14 protein-coding genes are annotated in these 17,149 nt (G+C 63.4%); 5 read left to right on the plus strand and 9 right to left on the minus strand.

Annotation, left to right across the window (positions count from 1 at the left end; genetic code table 11):
* Positions 1–108 precede the first annotated feature (108 nt).
* Entirely contained in the window at positions 109–1,059 is a 951-nt protein-coding gene (locus tag E8E91_RS22175) for an RnfABCDGE type electron transport complex subunit D (protein WP_280371436.1), read from the minus strand.
* Positions 1,056–2,456: an electron transport complex subunit RsxC gene (gene rsxC / locus E8E91_RS22180; RefSeq protein ID WP_280378859.1), complete on the minus strand. Its 1,401-nt coding sequence runs from the start codon at positions 2,454–2,456 to the stop codon at positions 1,056–1,058. Before rsxC ends, E8E91_RS22175 begins: the two co-directional genes overlap by 4 nt.
* Before the next feature lie 371 nt (positions 2,457–2,827).
* On the opposite strand from rsxC, the gene E8E91_RS22185 reads away from it, so the two are divergent.
* Complete coding sequence (locus tag E8E91_RS22185; RefSeq protein WP_280378860.1) at positions 2,828–3,841, plus strand: FAD:protein FMN transferase; 1,014 nt, start codon at positions 2,828–2,830, stop codon at positions 3,839–3,841.
* Positions 3,842–3,984: 143 nt separating this feature from the next.
* On the opposite strand, the gene E8E91_RS22190 is transcribed toward E8E91_RS22185, so the two are convergent.
* Positions 3,985–4,929, minus strand: coding sequence for a transporter (locus E8E91_RS22190; protein WP_280378862.1), 945 nt, complete (start codon positions 4,927–4,929; stop codon positions 3,985–3,987).
* Between the two features lie 572 nt (positions 4,930–5,501).
* Here E8E91_RS22190 and E8E91_RS22195 point away from each other — a divergent pair.
* Entirely contained in the window at positions 5,502–6,350 is an 849-nt protein-coding gene (locus E8E91_RS22195) for a 3-hydroxybutyryl-CoA dehydrogenase (protein ID WP_280378864.1), read from the plus strand.
* A gap of 22 nt (positions 6,351–6,372) precedes the next feature.
* Positions 6,373–8,169 carry an acyl-CoA dehydrogenase C-terminal domain-containing protein gene (locus E8E91_RS22200; protein WP_280378866.1) on the plus strand — a complete coding sequence of 599 codons (1,797 nt, stop codon included), beginning with the start codon at positions 6,373–6,375 and terminating at the stop codon, positions 8,167–8,169.
* Between the two features lie 307 nt (positions 8,170–8,476).
* Here the strand turns inward: E8E91_RS22200 and E8E91_RS22205 are convergent, their stop codons facing one another.
* The 6 genes from E8E91_RS22205 to E8E91_RS22230 are packed head-to-tail and all read right to left on the minus strand — an operon-like array spanning position 8,477 to position 13,519.
* A complete protein-coding gene (locus tag E8E91_RS22205; RefSeq protein WP_280378868.1) occupies positions 8,477–9,883 on the minus strand; it encodes a DUF1254 domain-containing protein in 1,407 nt (468 codons plus the stop codon).
* Between the two features lie 47 nt (positions 9,884–9,930).
* Entirely contained in the window at positions 9,931–10,503 is a 573-nt protein-coding gene (locus E8E91_RS22210; protein WP_280378870.1) for a DUF2889 domain-containing protein, read from the minus strand.
* A 49-nt stretch (positions 10,504–10,552) separates the two neighbouring features.
* Positions 10,553–11,380, minus strand: coding sequence for an SDR family NAD(P)-dependent oxidoreductase (locus tag E8E91_RS22215; protein ID WP_179062789.1), 828 nt, complete (start codon positions 11,378–11,380; stop codon positions 10,553–10,555).
* 25 nt (positions 11,381–11,405) lie between these two features.
* Positions 11,406–11,825, minus strand: a complete 420-nt coding sequence (locus E8E91_RS22220) for a MaoC family dehydratase (protein WP_280378872.1) — start codon at positions 11,823–11,825, stop codon at positions 11,406–11,408.
* Between the two features lie 10 nt (positions 11,826–11,835).
* A complete protein-coding gene (locus E8E91_RS22225) occupies positions 11,836–12,276 on the minus strand; it encodes a MaoC family dehydratase N-terminal domain-containing protein (RefSeq protein ID WP_280378874.1) in 441 nt (146 codons plus the stop codon).
* Positions 12,277–12,331: 55 nt separating this feature from the next.
* On the minus strand, positions 12,332–13,519 hold the full coding sequence (locus E8E91_RS22230) for a lipid-transfer protein (RefSeq protein ID WP_280378876.1): 1,188 nt from the start codon (positions 13,517–13,519) through the stop codon (positions 12,332–12,334).
* Between the two features lie 303 nt (positions 13,520–13,822).
* On the opposite strand from E8E91_RS22230, the gene E8E91_RS22235 reads away from it, so the two are divergent.
* Together E8E91_RS22235 and E8E91_RS22240 are read left to right on the plus strand one after the other, a co-directional pair.
* Positions 13,823–15,733: a DUF1302 domain-containing protein gene (locus tag E8E91_RS22235; protein ID WP_280378878.1), complete on the plus strand. Its 1,911-nt coding sequence runs from the start codon at positions 13,823–13,825 to the stop codon at positions 15,731–15,733.
* A 25-nt stretch (positions 15,734–15,758) separates the two neighbouring features.
* On the plus strand, positions 15,759–17,129 hold the full coding sequence (locus E8E91_RS22240; RefSeq protein ID WP_280378881.1) for a DUF1329 domain-containing protein: 1,371 nt from the start codon (positions 15,759–15,761) through the stop codon (positions 17,127–17,129).
* Positions 17,130–17,149: the final 20 nt, after the last annotated feature.

Raw genomic sequence — 17,149 nt, forward strand, 5'->3', positions numbered from 1 at the left:
ACCGACGGTTTGACGGGGTGCCGAAGCCGATCCCGGAATCAGTGCGCAGTCTCCCTCACAGGAGGAGAGGGCGGGCGCCTGTCTAAGGCGCCGCGCACGCTCTCCGTATCAGGTGTGCGCCGTGTACCAGGGGCGCTGCAGGCGCAGTGCCAACCGGTCGATCTGCGGCACCAGCAGGTTGGCAGCCAGCACGGCGAAGCAGAGACCGTCGGCATAGAGCCCGAATTCGCGAATCAACTCAGTCAGCGCTCCAATGGCCACGCCGAAGAGGATGCGACCGGCGCGTGTATCGGGACTGGTGACCGGATCGGTGGCGATGAAAAAGGCCGTGAAGAGATAGCCGCCGAGACTGAGGCTGTACAGGCTTTCCAGCGGGGTATGGCCGGCTGCCATGCACAGCAATACCGTGCTCGCGAGCATCGCCAGCGGAATCTCGATGCGGATCACCCGCAGCACAGCCAATATCAGACCGCCGGCGATATAGCCGTACCCGGACAGATTGGGGGTGATCAGGGTGAACTGGTTCTTGGCCAGCTGAGTGGCGCCGGCGAACGCATCCAGATCAAGGCGTGGCGCCAGCTGCAGCTGCTGCAGAAGAACCGCCTTGGCATCCAGGGTGAGGGTCCAGGGGGCATAGTTCGATGGCGCGGGGTACAACTGCTGGTAGAAGCAGATGGCGATGATTCCCAGGCCGACCATGGCGGGATTGAGACGGTTGCGACCCAGTCCGCCACTGCCGTGTTTACACAGCGCCAAAGCGGCAAAACTGGCCACGGCCATCATCCACAGCGGCACCATCAGGGGTAACGCGCGAGCCAGTATCAGGCCTAGCACCAGCCAGCTCAGGTCGCTCAAGCCCTCGCGGACATTATGTCCGCGCAGGCGCAGCAGGCCGGCTTCGAAGCACAGGGCGAGCAGCACGCACCAGAAACTCTGCAACCAGACCACGACGCCGAATTGCCAGGCGTACAGGGCGGTGCCTGGCATGAGGCACAGACTGACCAGCAGCATCACCGTGCGGAGCGGTCGGTGTGCGGTGGGGCGAAGAAGCAGGCTCATGCGCGCAGCTCCGTCTTGCTCTGGCGGAAGGTTTCGCGCAGCGGCAGGTTGCTCGGGCAGGTGCTGCTGCAGCTGCCGCATTCGATACAGGCATCCAGTCGCAGTTCCTGCAGGCTCGCCTTGTCCTGGCGTTCGGCGGCAGCGTAGAGGTCCAGGGGTCTGAGCGACATCGGGCAGACATCCACGCAGCTCGTACAGCGAATGCAACTGCCGGCAGGCTGGGGTGCCGGCAGGAAGCGCTCAGCGCCGAAAATCAGGCAACTGCTGGTCTTGCTGATAACGGCAGTCGGGTCCGGGAGCGGCTGTCCCATCATCGGACCACCGACCTGGGTCAACTCGCCTTCCGGGGTCGCGCCAGCTATCTCGCGCAATGCGCTGACCGGGTAACCCACCGGCACCAGGACATTCCCGGGACGTTCGCAGTCCCCAGTCAGCGTCAGCACGCGTCGTACCAGTGGTTCGCCATGGAAGACAGCCCGGCCCAGTGCGTAGAGTGTCGCGACATTCAGGGCCAGGACGCCGATATCGGCGGGCAAGGTTCCCGGCGCCAGGTTGCGGCCACTCAGGCTCTTGATCATCAACGGCTGCCCGCCGGCCGGGTAGCGCGCCGGCAGCGGACATATCTCGACCGGGGTGCGCGCCTCGCGAGAAGCGGCACGCAATGCGGCCATCGCTTCAGGTTTGTTGGTTTCGATACCGAAGCGGGTCAGCGTGATACCCATCAGATCGGCGAGATAATCGGCGACCTCGATCAGCGCGTCGGCGCGTTCGCGCATGAGACGGTCATCGCAGGTAAGGAAGGGTTCGCACTCGGCACCGTTGATCAGCAGCAGATCGGGTTGCTGGGCGCCGGCCAGCTTGAGGGCTGTCGGGAAACCCGCCCCACCAAGGCCGACGATGCCCATCTGCAGCGCGCGTTCAACCAGCTCCTCGGGGGTTTGCGGCAGTTGGAGCACCGGGCGTTCGATCCATTCATCCAGGCCATCTGCGTTCAGAATGACGGCCATGACCGGCTCGGCCGAGTCGGCCACGAACACGTGATCGATCCGCTCCACGATGCCGGAGGTGCTGGCATGCACCCAGGGGGTGTTGTCGTCGCCGATACCGATCACTTCGCCTTTGCGCACATGCTGTCCCGGCTGCACGCACGGCTGGACAGAGCGGCGACCACGTTCGAGCGGGATTGCCAGCTGCATGGTTCCGACGTCGACCAGGGCAACGGGCGTGGAATTGGACAACTCCTTGAAGCCCCTGAGTTCGAGCCCTCCTTGCCAGTTGCGCTGTGGGGAGGAGGCGAAGGCCAGCATTTGCTGCCAAAGGGGCTTCTGTTGCGGCTTTCGGCGGGCGCGGACGAGGTTCTGCGTGCGCTCGTTGTTCTGCAACGAATGGCTAGACATGTTCTGTCCTCCAACTTTTCTTTGGGCAAAAAACTCTCCTGCGCGCTGATGCACGTGATGGTTTTTTGCTTCCGGGAAATTGAGCGAGTAGCGAGGGCGAGACCCGATAACTAACGGGACTAAGAGCCCCTGATATTGGTTTTGTTCAGTTTTTGACCATGTTTGCTGATGAACGGTAGGCCAAGTGCCAGCCCAGCCTGGGCGCCGGAACGATCCCAGGCCTTGATTGGTGCGGGCTGCGCTCATTTGTGGGCGAGCTGGGCGCCAAATTCGGGGATGCGGCTCTACTCTCTATTAACGAGTTGGTGCCTGCAGTTGGGGTAGATACCGAGCGCCGCCAAGGGCGGCCGGGATCAGCGAGGTCTCAGACGATGCGCGCAATCCTGCTGGTGGTGCTGTTGACGGCGCTGTACGGCTGCGGCGAGCGGATCGAGCGCTTTTCCGGCCCGACCATGGGGAGCACGTATTCGATCCAGTACGTCCCCACCGCGCAGTCACCCGACCCGCAGCGAGTACAGGCCGAAGTCGAGACGATACTCGGAGCGCTCGACCAGCAGTTCTCCAACTGGCGCGCCGACTCCGCGGTTTCCCGCTTCAACGATCTGCCAGCCGGCGCTTGTCAGGCGGTGCCGGAAGATATGCGTCGCTTGCTGGAATACGGTGAGTTTCTGTCCCGCGAGAGTGACGGGGCCTTCGACCTGACGGTGTTGCCATTGATGAACCTCTGGGGCTTCGGTCCGCAGTCACGGGGGGATAAGGTGCCGGACGCGAGCACGCTGGCACGGGAGCAGGCGAGGGTAGGGCACCAGCACTTACGCGTGGATGGCGAGAACCTTTGCAAGGATGTGGCGGCGCAACTGGATTTCGACAGCATGGTCGCCGGCTATGCGGTGGATCGGGTCAGCGAAAAGCTTTCGGCCCTGGGTATCCAGTCCTATCTGGTCGAGATCACCGGCGAACTCAAGGGGGTCGGCCGCAAACCGGATGGCTCGCCCTGGGGCATAGCCCTGGAGGTGCCGAACGGCGGGCAAGAGCAGCAAGTGGAGCGCGCCATTGCACTGGACGGCTACAGCGTTTCCACCTCCGGCGATTACCGCAATTATTTCGAGGAAGGTGGCCAGCGCTATTCGCACACCTTCGATCCACGTGTCGGCAGGCCAGTGAAGCACGCGCTGGCAGCAGTGACGGTGGTCGATCCGTTGGGGCTGCATGCCGATGGCTTGTCTACGGTGTTGATGGTGCTAGGTCCAGATGAGGGTTATGCCTTCGCCGAGCAGCATGACGTTGCTGCCTATTTCATCATGCGCAAGGGAGTGGGTTTCGTTGCCCGGGCGACGCCGCGATTCGAGTCGTTGTTTCCAGGGCAGGGCAAGACGGAGCGGTAGTTGAAGGAAGCCCGTCTACCGCTTGAGCGGGCGATGCGCCATAAGCAAAACACTGGCCGGTATTTACCTGGGCGTTGCGGGAGATTCGCTACGTGCTGTGGCATCCCGTTCCCTTGCCCGGGCTGCCGACCCCGACCGGAAGGTCAAAGCTCGAATGGAATGCTGAGCTTGGCCCACAGCATGTCGCCCTCCGGGCGGTTCTCCACATCGAACTCCTTGGCCCAGCGGATTTCGGCGCTGCAGTACTCGAGGAAGGTGTAGTGCAGTGCCGGGCCGACGGCGAAGACCTGGCCGCGCACGCCGTCGTCCACATCCTCGCCGAAGAACTGCACGGTCCTACCATGCTGTTTGTCGTCAGTGGTCTGCTTCAGGTAGTAGCCGTTCAGGCCCAGGCGCAGGTTGTCGGTCACCCCATAGCTGGCCGAGTAGTCGAAATGGAAGATCTGCCCGGAGCGATAGTCGGTGTCGTGGTTTTCCTCGTTGAAGCTGTAGGTAGCCTTCAGCGACAGCTCGGTACGTTCCGTGGGTAGCCAGGTGAAGGAGAACAGCGGCTTGTACGTGTAGAAGTTGTTGCTGGTATTGGCCAGCCGATCAGCATCGTAATTGCCAGTGGGAATGGTGATTTCCAGCGCGGCGCCCAGAGTGAGGCTCTTGCCCATGTCCCAGAGGATGATCGGGGCCAGGGTAGTGTCACCGATGCTTTTCCGCTCGTCGTTCAGGCCGAAGGCGGAAACCCGCTGCCGTACGTAGGGAACGGCGACGTAACCCCCCAGCCGCCCGCCGAAGACCCGCAGTGCGCTCACGTAGTCCAGGCGCGCGGTGATCGAATCCGAGGTGACCTCGGCGCCGGGCACCTCACCTCCTTGAGAGCTGATGTTCAGCTTTCTGGCTTTGTAATGGTTGTAGTAGACGACGAAGGCGAACAGACGGTCCGGCAGGTTGTTCACGTCCAGGGGCAGGGTGAAGAAGCCATCGGTTCCAGGCGCGATGTTGTCCACGCCGTTCTCGGTAGCGTGGGCGGAGGCGCTGAGGGCCAGGATGAGGCAGGTCGCCACGTGCAACGGCATATGCGCAAGGGTCGAAGTCATGTTTGCGCTCATCAGCATTGGATACGGGATGGCGGGTTTGGCCCTGCTGTAGGTATAGGCCGAATTGAAATGCCTTGTTGCATCGGCCGTGATCGTTGTGATCAGGCAGGTAACCGAGGGATCGATGGGTATCCGCCAGCCGATGGCGGTACTTCAGCTCGCCATCGCCGGTGCGTGCAGCGCCGACTCTTGAAGGCTAGGTACGGCAAAGGCAGAGCGCTTGAGCTTTGTTTTGAGAAGGGCAACGGCAAAGCAGCAGTTGCCAGCCAGGTTCTTAATTTTTTGGCTAGGGTGGCACGCGCCAGGAGCTAGCCTCGGATTATCTCCAGCGAGATGTCCCCATGGGATTTAACATAATATAGATTATGCGTACTCAAGGATTCACACACGGGAATGACTGGGCTGCGGATTTTACCCGTCGATATCAGCTAATCCCGCCATTTCATCCTCCACCATGCAAAGCCTGTCAATCGATAGTTTCTCGATTGCCTCCCCCCGTCAGGGGTGGTCGATTCACTTCCACATTCTGTTGAACTCGGCGCGATTGAATTCGCAACCCCCGGGAGTTCTTCATGAGCCTCAACAGAATCGGCGTGATTGGTGCCGGCACCATGGGCAGCGGCATTGCCCAGGTCTGCGCTGCCTCTGGCCTGCGCGTCATATTGATCGATGTCACCGAGTCAGCCCTGGCGCGTGGCCTGGCGACTGTGGATGAAGGCCTGCAACGCCAGGTCCGCAAAGCAAGGATCTGCGAGACCGAGCGCGAAGCGTCGCTGGCCCGGATCCATGCAACCACTGACTACAGCAGCCTGGCCGATGCCGACCTGGTTATCGAAGCCGCCACTGAAAACCTCGAACTCAAGCTGCGCATCCTCCGCCAGATCGAAGACGTGGTTTCAGCCGATGCGGTGATCGCCACCAATACCTCGTCCATTTCCATCACCCAATTGGCCGCCGTGCTGCAGCGTCCCGAGCGCTTCATCGGCGTGCATTTCTTCAACCCCGTACCGGCCATGCAGCTGCTGGAACTGATTCGCGGCCTGCAGACCTCCAGCCAGGCTCACGCCGCAGTCGAAGCCTTTGCGAAGACGGTCGGCAAGACGCCCATCAACGTCGATAACGCCCCCGGATTCGTCGTCAACCGCATCCTGATTCCAATGATCAACGAGGCCGTCTTCGTGCTCCAGGAAGGCCTGGCCAGTGCCCGCGACATCGACACCGGGATGCAACTGGGGTGCAACCACCCCATAGGTCCGCTCGCCCTTGCCGACATGATCGGCCTCGACACGCTGCTCGCCATCATGCAGGTGCTGCACGAAGGCTTCGGCGATCCAAAGTACCGCCCTGCCCGCCTGCTCAAGGATCTGGTTGCCGCCGGCCACCTCGGTCGCAAGAGCGGCCGCGGTTTCCACAGCTACTGAATTGCACCACGAGGTCTCAGCCATGAGTGAATACAGCGCGCCCCTGCGCGATATGCAGTTCGTCCTGAACGAACTGGGATACCTGGAACAAGTGAGTGAATTGCCCGGCTGCGAAGACCTGGGTGCCGATCTCGTCGACGCCATCCTGGGTGAAGCCGGTAAATTCGCCCAGGGCGTGCTCTCGCCCCTGAACGTCATTGGTGACCGTGAGGGCGCGCGCTGGCACGAAGGCGAAGTGACCACCGCAAAAGGCTGGAGCGCGGCCTATGGGCAGTTCGTCGAAAGCGGCTGGAACGCCCTCTCCTGCCACCCGGAGTTCGGTGGCCAAGGTTTGCCGCGACTGATTTCTGCGCTGGTGGAAGAGATGTGGAACGGCGCCAACGTTTCCTTCGGCCTGTGCCCGATGCTCACCCGTGGCGCTATCGAGGCCATCGAGCTTTGCGGGTCGTCCTACCTGAAGGAAACCTACCTGCCGAAGATGATCAGCGGCGAATGGACAGGCACCATGAACCTGACCGAGCCCCAGGCCGGTTCGGACCTTGCTGCCGTGCGCAGCCGTGCCGAACCCCAGGGCGACGGCACCTACCGCGTGTTCGGCCAGAAGATTTTCATCACCTATGGCGAGCACGACCTGACTGACAACATCGTGCACCTGGTGCTGGCCCGCATTCCGGGGGCGCCGGAAGGTGTGAAAGGCATTTCGCTGTTCGTGGTGCCGAAGTTCCTGGTGAACCCCGATGGTAGCCTGGGTGCACGCAACGACGTGCGCTGCGCCTCCATCGAACACAAGCTGGGCATCCATGGCAGCCCCACCGCTGTCCTCGCCTTCGGGGACAACGAAGGCGCCCGGGGCTGGCTGGTGGGCGAAGAGAATCGCGGTCTGGAATACATGTTCATCATGATGAACGCCGCGCGCTTCTCCGTCGGCATCGAAGGGATCGGCTTGTCCGAGCGCGCCTACCAGCGTGCGCTCACCTACGCCCGTGAGCGGGTTCAGGGCACCGAGGCAGGTGCGAAGAGTCGCGACAAAGTAGCGATCATTCGCCATCCGGACGTGCGCCGCATGCTGCTGTCGATGAAAGCCCGCACCGAGGCGATGCGCGCCATCGCCTGCGAAGTCGCCGCCGCAATGGATTGCGCCGAACGCCACCCCGACCTCGCACGCCGCGAGGAATGGCAAGCCTTCGTCGACCTGATGATCCCCGTGGTCAAGGGCTGCGGCACCGAGAATGCGGTGGACATCGCCTCCCTCGGCGTGCAGATCCATGGCGGCATGGGCTTCATCGAAGAGACCGGCGCCGCCCAGCATCTGCGGGACGCACGCATCACCACCATCTACGAAGGCACCACCGGCATCCAGGCGTCCGACCTCGTCGGCCGCAAGATCGCCCGCGATGGCGGCAAGGCCATCGGCCTGGTGACCAAGCGCATGCGCTACGTCATGGAACGCCTTGTCTGGGCTGATGATCCGCAGTTGCAGGACATCGCCAGCGCTCTGGCTACCGCCGTGGTCGCGCTGAACGCGGCGGTGGAGTTCATCGTGGAGAACTTCAACGGGCAGACGCCCCGGGTCCTGGCAGGCGCGGTGCCGTTCCTGGAACTGTTCGGCACCGTGGCCGGCGGCTGGCAGATGGCCCGCTCCGCGCTTGTCGCCCATGAACAGCTCAAGGCAGGAACCGTCGAGCAGGACTTCTATCGCAGCAAGCTGCAGACGGCACGCTTCTACGCCGAGCATCTGTTGCCGCGTGCCGAGGGGTTGTCGCGGATCGTGATCCAGGGTGGCGATGCGGTTTTGGAAATGGATGACAGGTTGTTCTGAGTTTCAGCCGCCCTCCCCTGGCGGGCGGCTGCAAGGGGCCGGCGAGTGTCGACCGCCGGAACGGAGCTTTGGCCGTCCTTGTGACGGCCTTTTTTATCTGAGCCCCCACACCCAGTTCACCCACCGCCCCCGTAGGATCGAGCTCTGCTCGCGCACATTCCGAGCACAATCCCTCGCGAGCAAGCTCGCTCCTACAAAAGCCTGGTCCACCCGTCGCACCTACAAAAAACGGGCCTCTCCCCATCAGGGAGAGGCCTGCGACCCTTGTGGATTTCCGCGCGCAGCCTGTTCAGGCGAAGCGTGCAGTTCAGTCGATGCGTTGGAGTTTCGGTGCCTGCCAACGACCGTCGAGAGCTTCGGGCTTCGGCCAGTACAGGCGGCCGGCGATGTAGAACGGGCCGTCCGGCGCGGGCAGCCAGTTCGCTTCATGGGCCTTGCCCGGCGACTGGTGCTGGATGTACAGGGTCAGGCCGCCATCGGCATCGCGCTTGAGCTGCGGCAGCATCGGCGAGTTGATCAGATAACGATGCAGCGGGTTCGCCACCATCAGGCGCGAGGCGTCGTACAGAGTCAGCGACCAGAAGGCATTCACCGGCGGCAACTGCCCAGGGCCGAAGCGCAAGGTGTAACGATGGCGCGAGGCGTCCAGCTTCTGTCCGTCGGCGTCGAGGTAGAACGGCGGATAAATGGTTTCCTCCTTGTCGTTGCCATAGAGGCCGGTGACCGTTGCGCGCATCCGGTAGAGGTAGTTGTTATTGAGGAACTCGCGGCTGCCGAGGAAACGCGTCGTGGAGATTTCACCTCGCGCGACCTTCTGGCCAAGAGCCTCGAAGTCCCGCCAGGCGTCGGCTATGCCGGCCGCAATGGCTACGCGGATTTCCGCCGGCAATGCCTGCTCGTCAAAGGTCAGGCCCGGGCCGATTCCCAGCCTGGCGAAGCGCTCCATCAGGGCGCGTTCGGTGGGGTGGATCGGGCAGTAACCCAGAACGAAGTTCAACTGGCTGAAGAACGCCAGGCTGCTGCGCTCCGTTTCGGCGCTGAGCGGAACGCGGAAGTTCATGTCGGGCACTGCGGCTGGAGCCGGCTGGCCGAGGAACGCGGACAGCGGCTGCACCTTGTAGCCGGCCTGCACCCTTTTCACGTTCTCCAGGTCGTCCGGGCCCTGCAGCTGAGTCCGATAGAACACAAAGGCAAATTGGGTTTCCGAGCGGAACACACGGTCGATGCCCTTCGGGACAGTGCCCTGCCAGTCCGGCCCGGCGAGCAGGAAGGTGCCGCCACCATTGCCGGTGGTACGGCTGCCGACATAACCGAAATTATGGGTGTAGGCGTCGACGAACTGCGCCGAGTAATAGCGGCCCTCCTCCACTGCCGGCATGGTCAATACCAGCGGTTCGCGGCGCAGGTCCGCACCGAGCTGGGAGTACGGCGTGTCGGCATTGGGCGTGGGATAGGCCTTGTCGTCCGGGGTATAGATGCGCGCGGTGTTGTGCAGGGTGTTCCAGGGCGCCTTGAACTCCGGATGCTGGCGGTCCTGGAAGTAGGTGTACTGCACGCGGTAGTTGTCCACCAGCGGGAAACCGTAGATGTAGGCGTCCTTGGCAATCGCGCGCGCCTCATCCGGCGTGAGAGTGCCTGCGCTGGATACGGAGGCGCGGGTGAGAAACGTAAGGAGTGCGACCACGAGGGTCTGCCTGAGATTGTTCTTGTTCACGAAGAACTCCTTGTAGCGAATTGGCAAGGCGCAAGCGCCCTGCTCTTTCAGGTCTTGGATCGGCTATCGGAAGGCCGCCACTCACGGACGCGGAGTGCGGCATCGCCTTCGGGGCGATAGGCATGACAGGTGCCGATAGCCCAATGGGTGGGCATCTCGAAATCGGGGTCGCGGGCGGCGCGCTCGCGCAGGCGCTTCTGCACCACCGGAGCCAGGGTCTGGATGGCGGTGGTGGCCATGGGACCGAGCAATTCGGTGAGGTGCGTGCAACCCTTCATGCCACCAACCCGTTCGGCCACGCGCTTCTTGAAGCCGGGGCCGATGCTGATTCCCACCAACGCGGCATAGGCCTGGTTGATGTGACTGCACACGGGGGTTGGTGCCTGTTCGGAAACGGCTTCGATCCGCTGGATCACCAGCTTGCGGTCGAGGGTCATGCGGATGCGCATCTGGTGCAGCACGCCGTTGGCGGGAATGACGCCATAGGGGAACTCGGTGTCGACCCCCTTGGTATCCAGCAGCCGCCCCTCGACCTCGAACAGGCCGTCGTCACGTTCGTAGCCCGTGCAGGTCACCTGGCGAGTGTGCAGCAGGCGACGGCCGACAGTGTTCTCTTCCATGCAACAGCCCTCAAAAAAGAAGGGGCGCTCATGCGCCCCGTTAGTTGCATCAGACGTTGCCGATGCCGCCACCGCAGACCAGTACCTGGCCGGAGACGTAGTCGGATTCCGGGATGCAGAACAGGTAGACCGCGCCCGCCGCCTCCTCGGTGTTGCCCGGACGGCCCAGGGGGATCATGGTCTTCGACTGCTCAACGATAGCCGGGCTGATGCCTACCTTGATCTCGCGGCCTTCGATGTTGATGTAGTTCGGGTCGCCTTCCACCGGCTGCGTCTGGCGGGTCTCGATGTGGCCGAAGGCAACAGCGTTGACGTTGACCTTCATGCGGCCCCACTCCTTGGCCAGGCACTTGGTCATGCCCAGCACGCCCGCCTTGGCGGTGGAGTAGTTGACCTGGCCCGGGTTGCCGCCCGCCGAAGTCGAGGCGATGTTGACCACCTTGCGGTTGACCACGCGGCCCTCGGCAGCCTCTTTCTTGGCCATGGCGCTGATGATCGGTTGGGCGGCGCGCAGGATGCGGAAAGGCGCGGTGATGTGGCAGTCGATGATGGCGTACCACTGCTCGTCGCTCATCTTCTGGATCACGTTGTCCCAGGTGTAGCCGGCGTTGTTGACGATGATGTCGATGCCACCGTAGCTGTCCACCGCGGTCTTCACGAAGCGGTCGGCGAAATCGACGGCCGTGACGCTGCCAACGCAGGCGACGGCTTCGCCGCCGGCGGCGCGGATTTCCGCGACCACTTCTTCGGCCGGGCCGGCATCCAGGTCATTGACCACCACGCGGGCGCCGTCAGCAGCCAGTTTCAGGGCGACGCTGCGGCCGATGCCACGGCCGGAACCGGTGACCAGGGCGACTTTGCCTTCGAGCTTTTTCATGGGTTGTTCCTTGTTCTTGGGGAATTCAGACGAGCGCCACGACGGCTTCGCCGATCAGTTTGTCTTCGCCGTACTGGTTGCCGCAGCAAATCGCCAGGCGTACCCGCGCTTCGCCATCGGCCTCGAATTTTTCGATGACCCTGCCGCTGCAGGTAGGGATGTGGCCCAGCTGGGTGATGCCGGTGAAACGCACCGACAGGCCGCGGATTTGCTTCTGTGGCACCCAGGCGGTGAGCAGGCGGCCGAGGTAGGCCACCGAGAGCATGCCGTGGGCGAACACGTCGGGCTGGCGCGCCTTGCGGGCGAAGTCGAGGTCGATATGCACCTGGTTGTGGTCACCGGAGGCACCGGCGTACAGGGCTAGCGTCGTGCGATTGACTGCGGGCAGCGTCAGCGGCGGCAGTTCAAAGCCGACCTGCAGCTCGTCGAAACGGGGAAGGTTCATTGCACAATCCTCAGCGCTGCACGAGGGAGGAACGGATATCGGCGATGTGCCGACCGTCCTGGTTGGTGACCCGGGTCTCCTGGACCACGAAGGTCAGCGCCCCACCCTTCTTCTCGTAAACGTCCACCACCCGCGTATCGAAGGTCAGCACATCGCCGGCATAGGCCATGGCGTGATAGGTGAAGCCCTGTTCGGCATGCAGGATGCGCCCGACGTCGAAGCCGAAGATGTCCTCGACTATGTGGTCGGTGTCGCGTCCCTCGGCTTCCAGGCACATCAGGAAGCTCGGCGGCACCGGCAATGAGCGGTGCCCGGCGGACCTGGCGGCGGTTTCGTCGGTGTAGACCGGATCGGTTTCGCCGATGGCCTTGGCGAAGAAGCGCAGGCGACCCTTCTCGACTTCGGTGGTGGTCACCCCCAGGGAACGGCCGATCAGACTCTTGTCTGCCATGTCATGGAGTCCTCGAGTGAGTTGAAACGCGCGCCCCCAGGGGCGCGCACTGGCTTCAGCCGCGACCGAAGAGGGTCACGATGCCGGCGCCGCCCAGACCCAGGTTGTGCTGCAGGGCGTGCTGCAGACCCTCCACCTGACGGGCGCCAGCGGTGCCGCGCAGTTGGTTGGTCAGCTCATAGCACTGAGCCAGGCCGGTGGCGCCCAGCGGGTGGCCCTTGGAGAGCAGACCGCCGGACGGGTTGATTACCACCTGACCGCCGTAGGTGTTGTCGCCATCCATCACGAACTTCTCGGCGCCACCTTCCGGGCAGAAGCCCAGGCCTTCGTAGGTCAGCAGTTCGTTGTGGGCGAAGCAGTCGTGCAACTCGCAGACGCGGATGTCTTCCGGACCAACGCCGGCCTTTTCGTAGACCTCCTGGGAGGCCTGACGGGTCATGCCAACGCCGACGATGCTGATCAGCGACGGCGGATCGAAGGCTTCCGGCTTATCGGTCACCAGGGACTGGGCCAGGATGGAAACGTCGGTACGCAGGCCGTGTTTCTTCGCAAAGCGCTCGGAAACCACGATGGCTGCGGCGCCGCCGCAAGTCGGCGGGCACGCCATCAGGCGGGTCATCACACCGGGGAAGATCACCTGGTCGGCCATCACTTCTTCGGTGGTCACCACCTTCTTGAATACCGACAGCGGATTGTTCACGGCGTGACGGCTGGCCTTGGCGCGGATCGCCGCGAAGGTCTCCATCTTGGTGCCGTACTTCTGCATGTGCTCAAGGCCGGCGCCGCCGAAGAACTTGAGGGCGTCGGGCATATCGCGGCCCTGGGGGAAGATCGCATCGGCCACTTCATGGCCCTTGCCGTAGGTGATCGGGCGGTCGAGCCAATGGGACTTCAGGGCACCCGGCTGCATCTGCTCGAAGCCGAAAGCCAGGGCGCAATCCACCGCTCCGCTTTCCACCGCCTGGCGAGCCAGGTACAGGGCGGTCGAGCCGCTACCGCAGTTGTTGTTGACGTTGATCACCGGGATGCCGGTCATGCCGACTTCGTACAGCGGGGACTGGCCACTGGTGGAGTCGCCATAGACGTAACCGGCGTAGGCCTGCTGGACCAGGCCGTAGTCCAGGCCGGCATCCTGCAGCGCCAGGCGGATGGCCTGGGCGCCCATCTCGATATAGGTACCGCTCTGGCCAGGCTTGGCAAACGGAATCATGCCGACACCGGCGACATAGACTTTCTGCGACATCACTTTCTCCAAGGTCAGGTGACAAGGTCCGGGCTGCGCGCCTGTCTTCGACGGCGATTGCAGCGCTCCTTGGATCGATGGTTGCGCAGCGAAGAACAGCCACGCCCCCCCTCATGGAGGGGGCGCGGGCCTGCTTGGCCAAGGGGGGATGGCGAGGGGTACGACGGGAGGGAAAAATCCCCCCCTACTGGAGGGGGATGGGTGGGGGAAGCCGGGGATAGCGTGTGCTTGCGGTCCTGAAAAACAACAAGAAAGACTCCATAGAGGAACCAACACGTGACACAGGCAAGACACACAACCTCATTGAATCAGCAGTCGCCGGCCAGTGGTTCCACCCGCGGCCAGGCGACCTTCACGCCCCGATTGCTGGCGGTCGCGGTAGCGCTCGGCACCTGCGCCAACGCCGGTGCGGTCAGCTTCCAGCTAGGTGAGATCGAAGGCCAGTTCGACTCGTCCATCTCCGTCGGCGCCAGTTGGGCGGTGCGCGGACCGGACCCGATGTTCATCAACTCGGCCAACACCCAGGGGCTGCGCGGTAAATCGGCCACCCGCACCGCCGACGACAACCGCAAGAACTTCAAGAAAGGCGAGACCTTCTCGAAGATCTTCAAGGGCGTGCATGACCTGGAGCTGAAGTACGGCGACAGCGGCGTGTTCGTGCGTGGCAAGTACTGGTACGACTTCGAACTGAAGGACGAGCACCGCCTGTTCTACGACATCGACGACAGTGGCCGCGACGACCTGGCCAAGGCCTCCGGTGCCGAGTTCCTCGATGCTTTCGTCTACCACAACTACAACCTGGGCGACCTGGCCGGCAACGTGCGCCTGGGCAAGCAGGTAGTGAGCTGGGGTGAAAGCACCTTCATCGGCAACAGCATCAACTCGATCAACCCCATCGACGTCGCCGCGCTGCGCCGTCCGGGGGCCGAGGTGAAGGAAGGCCTGATCCCGGTGAATATGTTCTACCTCTCCCAGGGCCTGACCGAGAACCTCACTGCCGAAGCCTTCTACCAGCTGGAGTGGGACAACTCGGTGGTCGACAACTGCGGCACCTTCTTCGGTTCCGACCCGCTGCCCCAGGGCTGCACCGACCGCCTGGTATTCGCCGGCCCGGACCTCGCCCCCGGCGTTGCCAACAACACCGCGACCGCCAGGCAGATCCTCACCAACGCCGTGGTGGACGACGTCTACATGCCGCGCCTGGAAGACAACGACCCGCGCGACAGTGGCCAGTACGGCGTGGCCCTGCGCTGGTTCGTGCCCGAGCTGAACGACACCGAGTTCGGCTTCTATGCCATGAACTACCACAGCCGCAGCCCCTACCTGAGCTTCAAGCAAACCACCGTGGCGCCGATTACCGCAGCACAGCTCGGCGCCCTGCCGCCGGCCGCACGCCAGGTCGCCGCCGTGCAGAACCAGTTCGACCGGGTCCGTGCCGCGCGCTACTTCGTGGATTATCCGGAGGACATCCGCCTGTATGGCGTGAGCTTCCAGACCACCCTGGGCGCGACCTCCGTGGGTGGCGAGCTCAGCTACCGGCCGAACATGCCCCTGCAGATCAATACCGCCGACCTCAACCTGGCCGCGATCCAGTCCACGGACACCGACTTCCGCACCCAGACCTCACCGGTCTTCACCAGCGGCGAGACGGCCCAGGCCCTCGGCGGTGACCTGCCCGGCTACAAGCGCATGCCAGTCATGCAGGCCCAGGTAACGGCTACCCAGTTCTTCGACCAGGTCATGGGGGCGAGTCGCCTGACCCTGGTTGGCGAGGTGGGCTACAACCGCATCAACGGCCTGGGCGACGCCGACGGCACCGATATCCGCTTTGGCCGCAGCCCGGTCTACGGCGCGGGCCAGTTCCCCGGCAAACAGAACACCACCGTCTGCGCCACCGCTACCAACCCGCAGAAGGAATGCAACAGCCACGGCTTCTACACCACGGACTCCTGGGGCTACCGCGTTCGCGCCAAGCTCGATTACCAGAACGTGATCGCCGGCATCAACCTCTCCCCCAACCTGGCCTGGTCCCATGACGTCGACGGCTGGGGACCGAACTTCGAGGAAGGCGCCAAGGCCGTCAGCGTCGGGCTGGATGCCGACTACCTGAACACCTACACCGCCAGCCTCAGTTACACCGACTTCTTCGGTGGCAACTTCAACACCAGCACTGACCGCGACTTCGTCTCGCTCAGCTTCGGCGTGAACTTCTGAGCCGAAACCGGCAGAGGGTAATTCCATGAAAGCAAGCATGATCATCAAAACCGGCGCCCTGGCGCTGTCGCTGCTGGCTACCAGCGTCATGGCCGCTGTTTCCGAGCAGGAAGCGACCCAGCTGGGCACGACCTTGACTCCGCTGGGTGCGCAGAAGGAAGGCAACGCCGACGGCAGCATCCCCGCCTGGGACGGCGGCCTCAAGCCAGGCGCCGCCCCGGTGGACGCCAAGGGCTTCCTCGGCGATCCGTTCAAGGACGAGCAGCCGCTGTTCGTCATCACCGCGGCCAACGCCGAGCAATACAAGGACAAGCTGACCCCCGGCCAGCTGGCGATGTTCAAGCGCTACGCCGCCACCTACAAGATTCCGGTGTACCCGACCCACCGCACCACCTGGGCACCGTCGAACATCTATGACGCGGCGAAGAAGAGTGCCACCGGCGTGCAACTGGTCAGCGACGGCAACGGCCTGGGCAACTTCTCCGACTCGCGCTATTACGCCTTCCCGATTCCGAAGAATGGCGTCGAGGTCTACTGGAACCACGTGACCCGCTATCGCGGCGAAAACATCCAGCGCTGGGCCGTGCAGGCAGCACCCCAGGTCGATGGCGCCTACACCATCGTCGAGACCAATGACCAGAACAGCTTCCCGCAGTACATGGACGGCGTGGACGCCGAGGCGGCGAAGAACGTTCTCTACTACTACATCTTCTCCGTCACCGCGCCGGCACGCCTGGCCGGCACCGTCTCCATGGCCCACGAGACCATCGACCAGGTGAAGGACCCGCGCAAGGCCTGGACCTACAACGCCGGCCAGCGCCGCGTGCGCCGCGCCCCGCAGCTCGCCTACGACGCCCCTGGCCTGGCCTCCGACGGCATGCGCACCTCCGACAACGCCGACATGATGAACGGCGCGCCGGACCGCTATGACTGGAAGCTGATCGGCAAGAAGGAGATCTACATCCCCTATAACAACTACAAGCTGCAGTCGCCTGACCTGAAGTACGCCGATATCGTCAAGCCCGGCCATATCAACCAGGACCTGACCCGCTACGAGCTGCACCGTGTCTGGCACGTGCAAGCCACCTTGAAACCGGGTGAGCGGCATATCTACGCCAAGCGCGACATGTACTTCGACGAGGACAGCTGGGTAATGGCCGAGGTGGACCACTACGACGGCCGTGGCCAGCTCTGGCGGGTGGGCGAGAACTACACCTACACCCATTATGAGAAAGGCCTCAATGCGCCCGCTGCCCAGGGTTTCTACGACCTGATCGCCGGTCGCTACGTGGTCGCAGCCCTGAGCAACGAATCGAAGCTCGCGCCGCAGTATGGTGGCCGCACCAAGATGTCCGAGTTCACCCCCGCCGCCCTGCGCAATGCGGGTATTCGCTGACTTCGTGAGTTGAACCAAGA

The organism is Pseudomonas sp. BN515, assembly GCF_029873155.1.
In the GTDB taxonomy this organism is placed as follows: domain Bacteria; phylum Pseudomonadota; class Gammaproteobacteria; order Pseudomonadales; family Pseudomonadaceae; genus Metapseudomonas.

Excerpts from the sequence above, each read along its gene's own strand:
- E8E91_RS22175 (WP_280371436.1), bottom strand. The coding sequence starts at position 1,059 with ATGAGCCTGCTTCTTCGCCCCACCGCACACCGACCGCTCCGCACGGTG.
- rsxC (WP_280378859.1), bottom strand. The coding sequence starts at position 2,456 with ATGTCTAGCCATTCGTTGCAGAACAACGAGCGCACGCAGAACCTCGTC.
- E8E91_RS22185 (WP_280378860.1), top strand. The coding sequence starts at position 2,828 with ATGCGCGCAATCCTGCTGGTGGTGCTGTTGACGGCGCTGTACGGCTGC.
- E8E91_RS22190 (WP_280378862.1), bottom strand. The coding sequence starts at position 4,929 with ATGACTTCGACCCTTGCGCATATGCCGTTGCACGTGGCGACCTGCCTC.
- E8E91_RS22195 (WP_280378864.1), top strand. The coding sequence starts at position 5,502 with ATGAGCCTCAACAGAATCGGCGTGATTGGTGCCGGCACCATGGGCAGC.
- E8E91_RS22200 (WP_280378866.1), top strand. The coding sequence starts at position 6,373 with ATGAGTGAATACAGCGCGCCCCTGCGCGATATGCAGTTCGTCCTGAAC.
- E8E91_RS22210 (WP_280378870.1), bottom strand. The coding sequence starts at position 10,503 with ATGGAAGAGAACACTGTCGGCCGTCGCCTGCTGCACACTCGCCAGGTG.
- E8E91_RS22215 (WP_179062789.1), bottom strand. The coding sequence starts at position 11,380 with ATGAAAAAGCTCGAAGGCAAAGTCGCCCTGGTCACCGGTTCCGGCCGT.
- E8E91_RS22220 (WP_280378872.1), bottom strand. The coding sequence starts at position 11,825 with ATGAACCTTCCCCGTTTCGACGAGCTGCAGGTCGGCTTTGAACTGCCG.
- E8E91_RS22225 (WP_280378874.1), bottom strand. The coding sequence starts at position 12,276 with ATGGCAGACAAGAGTCTGATCGGCCGTTCCCTGGGGGTGACCACCACC.
- E8E91_RS22230 (WP_280378876.1), bottom strand. The coding sequence starts at position 13,519 with ATGTCGCAGAAAGTCTATGTCGCCGGTGTCGGCATGATTCCGTTTGCC.
- E8E91_RS22240 (WP_280378881.1), top strand. The coding sequence starts at position 15,759 with ATGAAAGCAAGCATGATCATCAAAACCGGCGCCCTGGCGCTGTCGCTG.